At 58.2% G+C, this 14,019-nt stretch carries 16 protein-coding genes; 13 read left to right on the forward strand and 3 right to left on the reverse strand.

Annotated elements, in window-relative coordinates:
* Positions 1-65 precede the first annotated feature (65 nt).
* Together AACT07_RS21575 and AACT07_RS21580 are read right to left on the reverse strand one after the other, a co-directional pair.
* Positions 66-386 carry an SMR family transporter gene (locus AACT07_RS21575; protein ID WP_069529986.1) on the reverse strand — a complete coding sequence of 107 codons (321 nt, stop codon included), beginning with the start codon at positions 384-386 and terminating at the stop codon, positions 66-68.
* Entirely contained in the window at positions 383-769 is a 387-nt protein-coding gene (locus AACT07_RS21580; protein ID WP_005335660.1) for a DMT family transporter, read from the reverse strand. Before AACT07_RS21580 ends, AACT07_RS21575 begins: the two co-directional genes overlap by 4 nt.
* A gap of 158 nt (positions 770-927) precedes the next feature.
* Between AACT07_RS21580 and AACT07_RS21585 the strand changes: the two genes are divergently transcribed.
* The 3 genes from AACT07_RS21585 to ppa all read left to right on the forward strand — a co-directional run bounded on the left by AACT07_RS21585 (position 928) and on the right by ppa (position 4,246).
* A complete protein-coding gene (locus tag AACT07_RS21585; RefSeq protein WP_069529987.1) occupies positions 928-1,809 on the forward strand; it encodes a LysR family transcriptional regulator in 882 nt (293 codons plus the stop codon).
* Between the two features lie 109 nt (positions 1,810-1,918).
* A complete protein-coding gene (locus tag AACT07_RS21590; protein WP_069529988.1) occupies positions 1,919-3,499 on the forward strand; it encodes a DUF3369 domain-containing protein in 1,581 nt (526 codons plus the stop codon).
* A 216-nt stretch (positions 3,500-3,715) separates the two neighbouring features.
* Positions 3,716-4,246: an inorganic diphosphatase gene (ppa, locus tag AACT07_RS21595; protein ID WP_005335667.1), complete on the forward strand. Its 531-nt coding sequence runs from the start codon at positions 3,716-3,718 to the stop codon at positions 4,244-4,246.
* Between the two features lie 28 nt (positions 4,247-4,274).
* Here ppa and AACT07_RS21600 read toward each other — a convergent pair whose 3' ends face one another.
* Positions 4,275-4,622, reverse strand: coding sequence for a hypothetical protein (locus AACT07_RS21600; protein ID WP_069529989.1), 348 nt, complete (start codon positions 4,620-4,622; stop codon positions 4,275-4,277).
* 139 nt (positions 4,623-4,761) lie between these two features.
* On the opposite strand from AACT07_RS21600, the gene AACT07_RS21605 reads away from it, so the two are divergent.
* From AACT07_RS21605 to AACT07_RS21650, 10 genes are all read left to right on the forward strand, one after another.
* Positions 4,762-5,652 (forward strand): hypothetical protein, encoded by an 891-nt coding sequence (locus tag AACT07_RS21605; protein ID WP_069529990.1) that lies wholly within the window; start codon positions 4,762-4,764, stop codon positions 5,650-5,652.
* A 220-nt stretch (positions 5,653-5,872) separates the two neighbouring features.
* Positions 5,873-6,415, forward strand: coding sequence for a YtfJ family protein (locus tag AACT07_RS21610; RefSeq protein ID WP_005335681.1), 543 nt, complete (start codon positions 5,873-5,875; stop codon positions 6,413-6,415).
* A 44-nt stretch (positions 6,416-6,459) separates the two neighbouring features.
* Entirely contained in the window at positions 6,460-6,759 is a 300-nt protein-coding gene (locus AACT07_RS21615) for a DUF2607 family protein (RefSeq protein WP_069529991.1), read from the forward strand.
* A 31-nt stretch (positions 6,760-6,790) separates the two neighbouring features.
* Positions 6,791-7,369: a DUF2796 domain-containing protein gene (locus AACT07_RS21620; protein WP_069529992.1), complete on the forward strand. Its 579-nt coding sequence runs from the start codon at positions 6,791-6,793 to the stop codon at positions 7,367-7,369.
* A gap of 4 nt (positions 7,370-7,373) precedes the next feature.
* On the forward strand, positions 7,374-8,063 hold the full coding sequence (locus tag AACT07_RS21625; protein WP_069529993.1) for an ABC transporter ATP-binding protein: 690 nt from the start codon (positions 7,374-7,376) through the stop codon (positions 8,061-8,063).
* On the forward strand, positions 8,057-9,304 hold the full coding sequence (locus AACT07_RS21630; protein ID WP_069529994.1) for an ABC transporter permease: 1,248 nt from the start codon (positions 8,057-8,059) through the stop codon (positions 9,302-9,304). The genes AACT07_RS21625 and AACT07_RS21630 overlap by 7 nt, the downstream gene beginning before the upstream one ends.
* 32 nt (positions 9,305-9,336) lie before the next feature.
* A complete protein-coding gene (locus AACT07_RS21635) occupies positions 9,337-9,810 on the forward strand; it encodes a DUF3299 domain-containing protein (RefSeq protein ID WP_026034852.1) in 474 nt (157 codons plus the stop codon).
* 104 nt (positions 9,811-9,914) lie between these two features.
* The gene (locus AACT07_RS21640) at positions 9,915-10,775 is read left to right on the forward strand and encodes a TIGR03899 family protein (protein ID WP_069529995.1); all 861 of its coding nucleotides are present in this window, start codon (positions 9,915-9,917) and stop codon (positions 10,773-10,775) included.
* A gap of 276 nt (positions 10,776-11,051) precedes the next feature.
* Positions 11,052-12,689 carry a methyl-accepting chemotaxis protein gene (locus AACT07_RS21645; RefSeq protein ID WP_069529996.1) on the forward strand — a complete coding sequence of 546 codons (1,638 nt, stop codon included), beginning with the start codon at positions 11,052-11,054 and terminating at the stop codon, positions 12,687-12,689.
* 419 nt (positions 12,690-13,108) lie between these two features.
* Positions 13,109-13,468, forward strand: coding sequence for a hypothetical protein (locus tag AACT07_RS21650; protein ID WP_139123932.1), 360 nt, complete (start codon positions 13,109-13,111; stop codon positions 13,466-13,468).
* Positions 13,469-14,019: the final 551 nt, after the last annotated feature.

The raw sequence follows: 14,019 nt of genomic DNA on the forward strand, positions 1-14,019 counted from the left end.
CGGCACACGGCCAAACAAAAAGCCGCCCGGCGAAACCGGGCGGCTTTTGTTATTGCTTCAGATTATCAGGCGGTAGTCAGCATAACGACAGCCAGCGCCATCACCATCATGCCAGCCCAGCCGATGGGCTTGAGCCGCTCACCGAAGAAGAGCAAACCGCCCAGCGCCGTACCGACGATGCCGATAGCCCCCCAGGTGGCGTAGGCAACAGCCAGGTCAATCTGGCCGCTACTTACCGCTTCCGAGAGCAGGGTAAAGGCGCCGAGTACCAGCATGATCCCCAGGAAGCCCCACCCCTTGTAACGAAAACCCTTGGAGCGGTTGATAGCCATGTTGGCGCCGATATCGATCAGTGCGGCACCCAGTACAATCACAAACGGACTCATGCTGTGGCCTCCGCTTCTACTGACTTGTCTGCGGGCTCATCATGGGTCTCCCCCATGGTCACCATAACAATCCCCACTATCGCGAGAGCCAGGCCAATCAGCTCCTGAACGGTCACATCGTAACCAAGGAACATGACCGACACTATGGTGATCAAGGTGATCCCGAGCCCCTCCCAGAGCGCAAACGCAATACCAATGGAGATTGTTTTGGCGGCTTTCGCCAGCAACCAGTACGAGAAACCGATCAACAGCCACATTGGGATGTAATTCATCCAGCCTGCCCCCTGCTCGGGGATCATGGCCATGCTGGAGGTACCGGCGACCTCGGTCACGATGGCGCCGGTCAAAAACAGCCGGGCCAGAAACATACGACTTAATAACATATAAGATGCCTTTGTTGCTTCGACGGGAGAGATGGTAAACGGGGAGAAGCAACTCGCGACAATCGCTCAGCGTCGATTATTCCGACGCCACAGGTTTGCCTTGCCTTGGCTCGGCACGCTAAGGTGATGGTGAAAAACTCCGCCACAGCCTGTAAAACATGAAGCTATATCAAATAGAACTCTTTGTAGAGTCAGCCCATAGCGGCTCTATTGCCAACACCGCCCGTCGCCTCGGCAAAAGCCGCAGCGCCGTCAGCACCGCCATCGCGGCGCTGGAAGTTGAGCTTGGTGTCGAACTTTTTGAACGAGGTGCCAATCAGAGTCGGCTGACCGAGATCGGCGAGCTGGTGCTTGATGATTGCACTCGCCTGCTGCAGGCAGCCAACAGCTTGCAGCAGAAGTGCAAACATTACGCCTCGGGGGCCGAAGTGGCGTTGCGGGTAGCCCGCGATGACGCCATTCCCGAGCCGGTGTGGCGCGAGATGCTGGCCAGCCTGCACAGTCAGTTTCCCGGCACCAGTATCTCGCTGGTGCTCGCCTCTCCGCCCGAACTGCCGGCTCTGGTGGAAGAGGGGTTCGTCGATGCCGCTTTTGGCCTTATTACCGAAGATCAGGAGCGCAGCGGCCTCAATATCGACGTGCTCAACCCGATCCGCACCCTGATGGTGGTGGCACCCAGCCATCCGCTAGCCGGACTGAAGCGGGTCAAACAGCAGGATCTGACCGATCACACCCAGGTCACCCTCTCGTATGTAGATGAATTTTCGGTAAAAAGCCTGCTACCTGTGGGAGGTCAGCATATCGGTCTCTCCAGCTTCGAGTTGATGCGCAATGCGGTGCTGGACGGACTGGGCTGGGCGGTGCTCCCCTCGCCACTGATCCAGAGCCAGCTGCGACAAGGCTCCCTGCTGACTCTGAAACACAAGTTCAGCCTGCAGTGGCGGGATTACGGGGTCTATCTGGCGGAAAACGCCTATCACGGCAAGGTGTTGGCCTGGTTGAAGAAGTCTATCCAGGGGTATCTGGAACCTTTCGAGTAGCGATAAAGAGGCGGAGCCAGCTCACGATATCTACTTATCCTGATGATCCGAGCGGATGTGATCGTGCATACTGTTCACATACTCATTGAGCGCCGGAGGCGTAACCGATATGAGCAGTGCCCAAGACAAGGACGATATCTTGCTGGACGACGACATCATCGAACTCGATGATGAGGAGGTCGTGGTCCCCAAGGCACTCAACCCATGGCAAGTGCTGATCGTGGATGATGAGCCGGATATCCATCATGCCACCCGCCTGGCCCTCTCCAACATTCACTACAAATCCCGCCCGCTGGAGCTGCTCAATGCCTACAGCGGCGCCGAGGCTGGCCGTATGCTGGAGGCCAATCCCAGGATTGCGCTGATCCTGCTCGATGTGGTGATGGAGACCGAAGATGCAGGTCTGCGGCTGGTGCACCGGATCCGCAACGAAATGCACAACTCGCTGGTACGGATCGTGCTGCGTACCGGCCAACCCGGCCAAGCCCCCGAGCAGCGGGTGATCCTCGATTACGACATCAATGACTACAAGACCAAGACCGAGCTGACGGTACAAAAACTCTACACCACCGTCATCGCATCCCTGCGTTCATACGAAACTCTCAGCGCCATCGACAAAAGCCGTCAGGGGCTCGGCAAAATTCTGGAAGGGGCGGGTGATCTCTACCATCTTCATTCGCTCAAGGAGTTTGCCTCCGGCGTGCTGAAACAGATCAGCGCCATTCTCGATGTGGGCACCGAAGGGGCCATCTGCGCCGAGCGCCGTCCCGGCGAACAGGGGCTGGAGATCCTCGCCGCCACCGGCGACTACGAGACTCTGCTGGATGATGGCAAGATCACCGACTTCCCCACCCTCAATGACTCGGTTCTGAAGGCACTGGCGGCGCGCAGCAACCGCTTTGAACACCCGCAGGACTCCCTCTATATCGCCGCCCAGAATGGTCGCGAGTTCGTGTTGAGTTTTACCCCGACCCAGCCTCTCGATCCCCTCGAATGCGATCTGCTGGATGTCTTCTGCCAGCGCATCTCGGCGGCCTACGACAACCTCTATCTCTACAACCAGTTGCTGCGCGCCCAGGAGGCCACCGTGGTGGCACTGGCGGCGCTGGCAGAGTTTCGCGACTCCGATACCGGCGAACATGTCTTGCGGGTGCAGAAGCTCTCGGATGCCATCGTGGCCGAATTGAAGCGGATGGCGGCCTATCCCGAGCAGCTGACCCCGGAGTTTGTCGAGATGATCGGCATGGCCTCCATCCTGCACGATGTGGGCAAGGTGGGCACCCCGGATCATATCCTGCACAAGCCCGGTCGTTTCGACCCGGAAGAGCGGGCCATCATGGAGCAGCACGCCGGTATCGGCGCCAATATCCTGCACAAGGCTGGCGAAATGGTGGAGGGAACCAGCTACCTCTCGCTGGGGGCCGAAATCGCTCGGGGCCACCATGAGCACTTCGATGGCAAGGGCTACCCGCAGCAGCTGGCTGGCCAGCAGATCCCGCTGTCAGCGAGGATTGTGGCGGTAGTCGATGTATTCGATGCCCTGCTCAGCAAGCGCCCCTACAAGGAGCCCTGGACGCTGGCGCAGACCATGGAGTATATCCAGTCCCGCTCCGGTACCCAGTTTGACCCTCATGTTGTGACAGCCCTGTCGCGACTGGTCAATGAGTCGAGACTACCCTACTCGCTCTGACCCTCTTTGCTCGCAACTCCACATGCCCTGCCGGTGACCAAAGTCAGCGGCAGGGCATCAAAACAGCAGTTTTGTTGCATCCCGCACACATCAAAGTGCCGCAAACCGGAAACATCCCCCTTCTTTGTTAGCGATATCCGCTGAAATATGGTCATTTAACATCACATCGCTATAATATCGGCCTGCAAACCTGATACTAACAACGAAGGAATTATCATGAGCCTGAACCTGGTACCGGCCGGCAAGAGCCTGCCCGACGATATCTATGTCATCATCGAAATCCCGCAGAATGCCGACCCGATCAAATACGAAGTCGACAAGGACAGCGGTGCTATTTTCGTCGATCGCTTCATGTCTACCCCGATGTTCTATCCGTGCAACTACGGCTACGTGAACGCGACTCTCTCTCTGGATGGTGACCCCGTCGACGTACTGGTTCCGACCCCCTACCCGCTGCTGGCCGGTTCCGTCATTCGCTGCCGTCCGGTTGGCGTGCTGAAGATGACCGACGAATCTGGCGAAGATGCCAAGATCGTTGCTGTACCGCACTCCAAGCTGACCAAGCAGTACGACCACATCCAGGATGTGAACGATCTGCCGGAACTGCTGAAAGCCCAGATCCAGCACTTCTTCGAGCGCTACAAAGAGCTGGAAGCGGGCAAATGGGTCAAGGTGGAAGGTTGGGGCGACAAGGCCGCTGCCGAAGCCGAGATCAAAACCTCTGCCGAGCGTTACGCTGCCAAGTAAGCATCACTCGGCTTGTAAAAAAGGCGCCTTATGGCGCCTTTTTTGTCGGTGTTTGCGGCAGCTGACCGGCTGCATCTCCGGCAGGATTGCCCTGAATGTATATTTCACGACCATCTTTCTGGTAGGGACGATAGTAATCACCGCCACAGCGATAGCCGCCGCCCGGCTGGCTCATCAGCTCACAGTTGACCGGCAACACCTCCAGCCACTTGATGGCCTGCTGGTAGCGCAGCCACTCCTGCCATTCGTGTTCGCGCGCCAGCTGATCGCGCAGGGCAAAGGTATCCGCAACGGACATCCCCTTGTTAACGATCACCTGACCCGCCATGGCTGGCAGGCTGAGCAGCCCAAACAGCACTATGATCCAAGGCTTCATAACCCCTCCAGAGTGACTTAATTTCACAATTAAATTAAAAGTCACATCAATCTGTTATCCAGATCACAAAACGAAACATCACCAAAGTGGTGCCGGCTCACCTAGTTGTTAATTATCGTCCACGGCAGGAAGCACCACCATGAAGCTGACCCCCGCGCTGTTGCTCAGCCTCACTCTCAGCACCACCCTTGGCGCCACAAGCAACGCCAGCGAGATCAACATGAGCTGGCAGTGGCAATCCACCGATGGCCAGCGCAAGCACTTCCAGCTGACCACCGACGATCAGGTGATGGCCACCAGTCGCCACGAGATGAGCCTGCTGAAGGCCTCTCTCACCAATCCCCTGGAGACCCTTTACGCCTACATCAGCCCGCGGCTCTACAACAGCATCAACCTGATCAATCAGAGCAGCCCGGAGACAGCCACCAAGTTTCGCAATCTGGAGCAGGCCTTCACCCTGCGGGACGACAGCATGGAGTCGATGCTGTTCTGGCAAGCCTACCAGCAGTATCAGGAGGATGCCTTCTACCAGATGAGGGTGATCCCCTGCGTCCATCCGGCCAATCGCAAACTGCCTTGCGTGCGACCCGATTACTCCCAGCTCTTCTACCACTTCAAAGGGCATCTCAAGCCGCTGGCGCAGCAGTTTGCCGCCAAGGATCTCGCCACCAGCGTCAGCCTGCTGCAGGAGTGGCTGAACGCCATCCCCACCCAGCCGGAGCAGCTGGATCACTTCGCGCCGCCGCTGCAAGCGTTGCAGGATAACAAGGCCGACAGCGACGAGAAGGCGCTGCTGATGGCCAGTCTGCTGGCGGAGCTGGCGCCGCAATATGTGCTCAGCATCATCTATCCGGATATCAGCATCGGCAGCGTCTCCCCTGCCTGGCTGGCTATTACGGCAGACAGTGGCGTACCCGGTGATGTGGTGGTGATCAACAATCAGCGCCATGTGCTGCTTACTGGCTCGTCCCTGCTGGCCCAGCAGATGACCATGGCCAAGATCCCCCTCATCAGCGAGTCGCTCTACTGACGCAGACAGCTCAGACCAGCAGCCAATTCATTGATTTTTATCGATGTCATGCCATCCTAGCCGCCCTTGCCAGCCAACCACCTGACTGGCGGAGCGCCGACGCTTCTGAATTGCGATCTTATTTAACACTTTTTAAACAGATCCGATCAGTTTAGGATGAAGCTCGCCCATTCCCTCAATCCGAAACTCGTTATAACATAACAAATGGAGTGTCATCAGGATGAAACATCTCGTACTTACTTTGGCGCTGCTGCCATCTCTGGTCTTTGCTCACAACTTCAAGGATGGCAACCCGGTGCCGCTGGTCAATGTCAGCGACAAGGGTGAGCTGGTACTGAATGGCAAGGAGATCGGTTACCAGCCGTGGCAGAGCACCTCGCTCACCGGCAAGGTGTTCCTGATCCAGCATATTGCCGGTCGCTCCAGTGCCAAGGAGCTGAACGCCCCGATGATCGAGGCGATCAAGGCCGCCAAACTGCCGCAAGACAAGTACCAGACCGTTACCGTCATCAACAGCAATGACGCCATCTGGGGCACCTCCGGCTTCGTGAAGAGCAGTGCCGAGGACAGCAAGAAAGAGTTCCCATGGTCCGCCATGGTGCTGGATGCCAAGGGCATGGCGCGCAACGCCTGGGATCTGACGCCGGAAAGCTCGGCCATCATCCTGCTGGATAAAGAGGGCAAGGTGCTGTTTGCCAAAGATGGCCAGCTCGATGCCAACAACATCGCAACCGTGATGGGGCTCATCAAGTCCCATCTCTGAATCAGAGAGAAAGGGCGCTGATGGCGCCCTTTCCATAAGGGTCTATGGGTCGTATCAAGCTGAAAATCTGGATCTTGCTGCTGGGCTGGTTGTGGCTGCAACCCCTGCTCGCCCAGCATCAGCTTGAATCCGCTCTGCCCGGCCATGACGACCATCACTGTCTGGTCTGTGCTCTCCATCTGGATGGCAAACAGGTCATCACCGCTACCCCCTATTGTTTCCCCAGTGCGACCTCTGTTCTGCCCGCAGTTGCAACCATGCAACGCTCGGCGGATACCGCCACGCTTCACAGCTATGCCATCCGCGCGCCGCCCGCCTCCGCTTTTCTCTATCCCTTTGTTTAAGTTCACTATTTGTTTTGAAAAAGGATTAAAGATGAAAGCAGTTACTCTGTTGCTGGCCGCAGCGGCCTTTAGCGCACACGCAAATCACGACGAACACGAGAGCCACAGCCACGGCGCCCACGAGCATGGCCACGGCCACCTCAATCTGGTGGTCGATGGCAACCAGCTGATGATCGAGCTGCAGGCACCCGCAGCCGATCTGGTGGGCTTCGAGCACACCGCCAAGAGCGATGAAGAGAAGGCGCAATACGCCAAGGCCATGGCTCAACTCAAGCAGCCAGACGCCCTGTTCCGCCTCGACCCGGCGGCTGGCTGCAAACTGACCCAGCAGGAGCTGCAAGCAGCCAAAGAAGAGCATGATCACGACCATGACCATGACAAGGCTGCCAGCGACAAACATGAAGACCAGCATAATCATGACGAAGCGGGTCACGCCGATATGGGCGCCATGTACACCTACACCTGCGCCACCCCGGCCAAACTGACCGGCCTTGAGGCGACCCTGTTCAGCGTCTATCCGAGCCTTGAGAAGCTGAGCGTGCAGGGGATCCTGCCCACCGGCCAGACCGCTGGCGAGCTGACCCCGTCCGCCAACAAGCTGAGCTGGTAACACCATGAAAAAAGCCGTGGTTGAGATCCGCGATCTGGCCTTTGCCTGGCCAGGTGGCGACGCTGTACTCGATCTGCCCGCCCTCACCATCCGCGAGGGTGAGCGGGTCTTTATCAAGGGCCCGTCGGGCTCCGGCAAGTCAACCCTGCTCGGGTTGCTGGCCGGGATCCAGACCGCCAACCACGGCACCCTGGAGGTGCTGGGCCAACCGTTGGCCCGGCTCTCTGGCCGTGCCCGTGACCACTTCAGGGCGGCCAATCTGGGTTATATCTTCCAGCAGTTCAATCTGCTGCCTTTTCTCTCGGTGCAGGACAACGTGACTGCTGCCCTCACCTTCTCGCCCGCCAAACGGGCCCGCCTGCAAGGGAGTCCGGAGCAGGAGGCGCGCCGTCTGCTGGCGGAGCTGCAACTGCCGGACGACGCGCTGCATCGTCCCGTCCATGCCCTCAGCATCGGCCAGCAGCAGCGGGTTGCCGCCGCACGGGCGCTGATCGGCTCGCCGCCACTGGTGATCGCCGACGAGCCCACCTCGGCCCTCGACACCGACAACCAGGCAGCCTTTATCAAGCTGTTGTTCGAGGAGTGCGACAAGCAGGGCTCGACCCTGATCTTCGTCAGTCACGACCCTTATCTCGAACCTCTGTTCCCGCGGGTCGAAAACCTGCAACAGCTCAACCGGAGGGCATCATGCTAAAGCTCGCCCTGCAAAGTCTCTGGGCCCGCCGCCTCACCGCCGGGCTTACCCTGCTGGCCGTCGCCATCAGCGTCACCCTGCTGCTCGGGGTGGAGCGGGTGCGCACCCAGGCCCGCGAAAGTTTCTCCAACACCGTCTCGGGAACCGATCTCATCGTCGGCGCCCGCTCCGGTCAGGTTAACCTGCTGCTCTACTCGGTGTTTCGCATCGGCAACCCCACCAACAACGTGGGGTGGGACTCCTATCAGGCCATCAAGCAGAAACCGGGCGTGGCCTGGACCATCCCGCTCTCCCTTGGTGACTCCCACAAAGGATTTCGGGTTCTCGGCACCAATGGCGACTACTTCACCCACCTGAAGTACGGTCAGCAACAGTCGCTGCAATTGCAGGAAGGGAGGCCATTCGACACGCCGTTTGAAGCGGTGCTCGGCGCCCAGGTGGCCGATAAGCTCGGCTATCACCTCGACCAATCCATCGTCATCGCCCACGGCGCTGGCAACACCTCGTTCAGCCAGCACGACAACCTGCCGTTCAAGGTGGTGGGTATTCTGGCGCCGACCGGCACACCCATCGATCGCACCATCCATGTGCCGCTGGCGGGGATCGAGGCGATCCATCTGGGCTGGGACACCGGCCGCCACAGCAAGAACGTGACGCCGGAGCAGGCGCTGGCACAGGATCTCACCCCGAAAACCATCACCGCCTTTATGGTGGGCTTGAGCAACCGGATCCTGGCGTTCCAGCTGCAGCGCAGCGTCAACACCTATCCCAAAGAGCCGCTGATGGCGATCCTGCCGGGGGCCGCCCTGCAGGAGCTGTGGAGCCTGATGAGCGTGGCGGAAACGGCCCTCTCGGTCATCGCCGGTTTCGTGGTAGTCGCGGGCCTGATCGGCATGCTGACCACATTGCTGGCTGGGCTTAACGAGCGGCGCCGGGAGCTCGCTATTTTGCGCTCCCTCGGTGCGGGCCCTGCCCATCTGTTCCTGCTGCTGGCGCTGGAAGCCATGGCGCTGACCACGGTCGGCATCGCTCTCGGGGTCGCAGTGCTCTATCTGGGGCAGGGGCTTGCCTCGCCCTGGCTGCTCAGCCACTATGGCCTGCAACTGAGCCTGGAGCTTCCGAGCGCCTACGAGTGGCAGTTGCTGGGGGTAGTGTGGCTGGCAGGCATGGTGATTGGCCTGCTCCCTGCTGCACGCGCTTACCGCTACAGCTTGAGCGATGGCATGAGCATTCGCGTCTAGCGAGACGCCCAAAAATCGAAACAGAAGGACAGATGATGAAGTGGAAAATTGTGGCGCTGCTCGCTAGTCTGCTGGTGCTGCCCGCCCTGGCCGCCGATTACAAGACCATCGACTGGGATGTGCTTATCCCGGAAGGGGAAAAACTGCTGCCACCGCCCCAGGTCAATCACGAAGATCCCATGTCGGTGCCGCAACCGGTGGGCGGGGTAAACAAGAAGCTGGACAACCAGGATGTGCGCATTCCGGGCTTCGTGGTGCCACTGGAGGGGGATGCCAAGAAGATCACCGCCTTCCTGCTGGTGCCCTACTTCGGCGCCTGCATCCATGTGCCGCCGCCCCCCACCAATCAGGTGATCTATGTGAGCTACCCCAAGGGTGCGCCGGTGGATGATCTGTGGGATGCCATCTGGGTAAAGGGCAAGATGCGCACGGTCAGCTCCAGCCACGAGATGGCCACCGCCTCCTATTCGATGGAAGCGGTCGAGGTGAGCGTCTACGAGGAGTAATACTCCCGTTGCAAAAAAAGCGGCCTCCACGGAGGCCGCTTTGTTATCTTGGCATCCCGGTTGGAGTAACATTCAGCTCCAGAACCTGTGCGAATGGAGTCAGCATGGCAGACCTCCCCCCCCCGAAAAAAGAGAGTTCGATCCTGAGCAGCCAGGAGCAGACCCTGCGTCTGGCCCGCAGCCGCGGTATCGACGGCATGCTCACCCGCAACACCGACAGCACCTTCGAACAGCGCGCCACCTTTCGCCATCTGGCGGATCAGGCCGCCCGCCAGCGCAATCTGGAAGCCATCATGGTGATGGCCTCCCGACACTGCGAAGAGACGGCGGCTGGCGGCGAGATGGACAGCGACTGGCTGACCCGCTTCCTGCAACTGGCGGAAGATATCAGCATGGTGCCGATGCAGCAGCTGTGGGGGCGGATCTTCGCGCTGGAAGTCGCCACCCCGGGCCGCTTCTCCATTCGGGCGCTCGCCACCCTCAAAGAGATGACCCAGCGCGAGGCCCAGCTGTTCCAGCGCATCTGCTCGCTGACCTGCCACTACACCGGCAGCGACGAGCAGCGACTGCTGCTGGGGCTGCACAAGGGGGCCACCCTGCTGAGTCGCGCCAAGGCGACGCGCCTCGGCCTTGGCAAATACCGGCTGCCCTACAACGCCCTGCTGCAACTGTTTGAGCTCGGGCTGCTGCATCGCGCCGAGCTGGAGTCCGGCCCGCTGCCTGCCGATGGGGTCGAGCTGGAATTTGGCAACCAGCGCTGGCGGCTGCAGTGCAAGCAGAACAACATCACCCTGCTCTACTACCGCCTCACCCCGGTGGGCAACGAGCTTGCCCAACTGCTGCAAGAGTCGCCGCTGGAGGAGTACCTGCAGGATCTGAAAACCGTGCTGGTGCAGGGGATCCAGATTGAAGTGATGCAGCTCGTCAGCGCCCCCTCCTCACCCGCTCCCGAGCCTCTCCCCTGATCTCTGGCGGGGCAGCGGATGCCCCGTCGGTTCATGGATCCTTCGCATCCAGCTTCTGACTCCCAGCTCATGGGCTTGACCAGAATAGGTTGCAAATTGCAGATGCCGCAGAGGCACACCCCGTCAGATCCGTTGCATATTGCAAACAACCACGCGTTTTTCCTCTCCAAACCTCGCTAATAACACATCAGTCATTAGTTTTTGCCAGCTGGCCCGCCCTTTGCACATGTCTTGATGCAGATCAAAATTTAACCACCACAGCTCGGGAGCAAGGCCATGAGAATCAATCAACCGGTTACCCAAAGAGAACGTCTCTATCCAGACCACCAGAGCCTGATCTCCACCACGGATCTGGAGAGCCGCATCACCTACGCCAACGATGAGTTCTGCGATATTGCAGGCTTCTCGCTCGACGAGCTGAAGGGGGAACACCACAATCTGGTGCGCCATCCTGACATGCCGAAACAGGCCTTTGCCGATCTGTGGGGTCACATCAGGGATGGCAAGAGCTGGATGGGGCCGGTGAAAAATCGCTGCAAGAATGGCGATCACTACTGGGTCAGCGCCTTTGTCACCCCCATCAAGGATGCCAGTGGCCGGGTGGTGGAGTATCAGTCGGTACGCACCGCCCCGAGCGAGGAGATCAAACAGCGGGCCGAGAAGGTCTATGCCGACCTTCGCAACAACAAGCTGCCGCTGGCGCTCAAGTTGCCCACCTTCTCCCATACCCTGGCCATCAACCTCTGTCTGCTGCTGAGCCTGCTCGCCATGTTTGCCCTGGGCTACAGCCACGATATGAACTGGCAACTGGCGCTGGCCGCCCTGCCGCTGGCGATAGCGGCCATCACCCTGAATGCCCTCTCCCGCCGCCTCGGCAAGCTCAACAAGATGGCCCGCAGCCGCTTTGACAACCCGCTGATGCAGCTGCTCTACACCAATAAGGTGGACAATATCGCCGCCATCGAGCTCTCGATGGTAATGAATCAGGCAGAGTTCAACGCCGTGCTGGCCCGCACCCAGCAGACCTGCAGCAAGATCCTGCAAGCCGCCGAGGGGGATCTGCGCAACGCCGAATCCATCACCGACAACCTGCAACAGCAGCAGGCCGAAACCAATCAGGTAGCCACTGCCGTGACCGAAATGTCGGAATCCATTCGCGAGGTGTCACAAAGCTCGACTGACTCCTCCAGCCTGCTGGATGAAACGGCCGTGCTGTTCAAGAGCGGCAACAGTAGCGTGGCCGAAACCGTGGCTGCCGTGGCGGGCATGAACAGCGAACTTATCACCTCCAAGAGCGTGATCAGTGCGCTGGTCGGCCACTGCCGCGATATCGACGGCATCCTCGATGTGATCAACAACATCGCAAACCAGACCAACCTGCTGGCCCTCAACGCCGCCATCGAAGCAGCCCGGGCTGGCGAAGCGGGTCGCGGCTTCTCGGTAGTGGCCGACGAGATCCGCACCCTCGCCATCAAGACCCAATCCTCGACCAGCGAGATCCAGAAGATGATCACCGAGCTGCAAAACAGCTCTGGCGAGGCTGAGCAAGCGATGGAGAAGGGTTGCCAACTTGCCGACAGTTGCCAGCAGAAGGCCACCGCGACCGGCACCATACTCCAGCAAATCAACAATATGCTGCAGCAGGTCGCCTCCGGCAGCAGCCAGATTGCCCAGGCGGTGCAGGAGCAGTCCCACGTTACCGCCGAGATCAACCGCAACGTGCTCAGCATCAAGACCCTGGCCGATGACTCCAGCGTTGGCAGCCAGCACGCCGTGCACGGCATCACCCAGCTGGTCAACCAGTTAAGCGATCTCGACCGGCTGGTACGCCAGTTCCAGAAAGGGGCTCCGGCAAGCCAGAGCCACTACGAAGTGGCCGCTACCCGCGCCGTGCCGGTTCGCCAAGCGAGATAACCGCTACCCAAACAATCACCGCAGCAAAACCCTATGGGCCTTTGGGTCCATAGGGTTTTTTAATGCCCGCCAACAAGAGGCGACACTCCCGCTTTCCCCTTCCGCTTTCCCCTTCCAATTTCCCCCTGCACTGATGGGCGGCGGTTCTGGTACGAACGCATCGCCACCCGTAATTGATTAATTTGTTGATCTTGCTCAGGAAATGGCCCGCTAGCGCTTTTCACCCAAGCCCCGTTCGGTAACATAGCCGCTTGGCAACCTCTCGCAGGAGTCAGCCATGAGCCAAGCCAGTGCCAAAACGCCGGTAAAAAGCAGCAGACTGGAGGCTGAAATTCAGGGGCGGTAGCGTGGTTTTTGTAAGTTGGCACAGCGCGTAGCGAAGACCAACAGACAAGTTCTTCAGCGTTAAAGGGAAAAATATGGATGTCATTAAGGCTTTAGAAATCATCTCAGCATTGTCAGAAGGTGTTAATCCTGAAACCAGTGAAGAGTTATCTGAAGAAAGCTGCTTCAATCAGCCGAAAGTCATTCGAGCTTTATTTATCGCAAAACAGAGCCTCGAAGCATCAATCATTTCTGAAAAGCGTAAATCTGATTTACCAGAAAATGCTGGGAAGCCGTGGAAGCCAGACGAAGATGAGCTATTGGCAAATAGCTTTGATTCAGGCTTAGGTGTTGATGAATTATCAAGAATCCATAAAAGAACAAAAGGTTCCATTGCCTCCAGGCTAGTTCGTCTAGGTAAAATAAATGAGCGTTCCAATATTTATACTCGGTAGCCTCGCTCTTGTAGGTTGGCGCAGAGCGTAGCGAAGCCCAACAGACGAGCGTTATAACGTCAACCAGAGCAGGATAAACATGGATTGGGTCGTTCGGTAAAACAAATTTGCAGATATGTTCGCGGTAAACGTTGGGCTTCATTTCGTGTAGGTTGGCGCAGAGCGTAGCGAAGCCCAACAGATGAGCATTATCACGTCAACCAGAGCAGGATAAACATGGATTGGGCCGATCGAGAACACAAATTTTTAGATACGTTTCGCGGTAAACGTTGGGCTTCACTTCGTTCAGCACCAACCTACGATTTTTAGCCCAACATACGAGATACAATTTTTGGCCCAACATACTAGATGTATTTGCACACAGTATGGATGCTAGTGGAGCCCCATATTGGATATAGAGGAAGCACGACCATTTATCCTACAGTTAATGCAAGAAACATTGATATAAGATATTGAAAGTATGGATAACTACATTGATGTGATACAAAAAATTGGCAGGATATGTGGAACAGCCGCATGTTTCTATGTGGAAACATTCCGTATAATAAATT

Origin of the sequence: Aeromonas sp. ANP5 (assembly GCF_963870295.1) — a bacterium.
Lineage (GTDB): Bacteria > Pseudomonadota > Gammaproteobacteria > Enterobacterales > Aeromonadaceae > Aeromonas > Aeromonas veronii.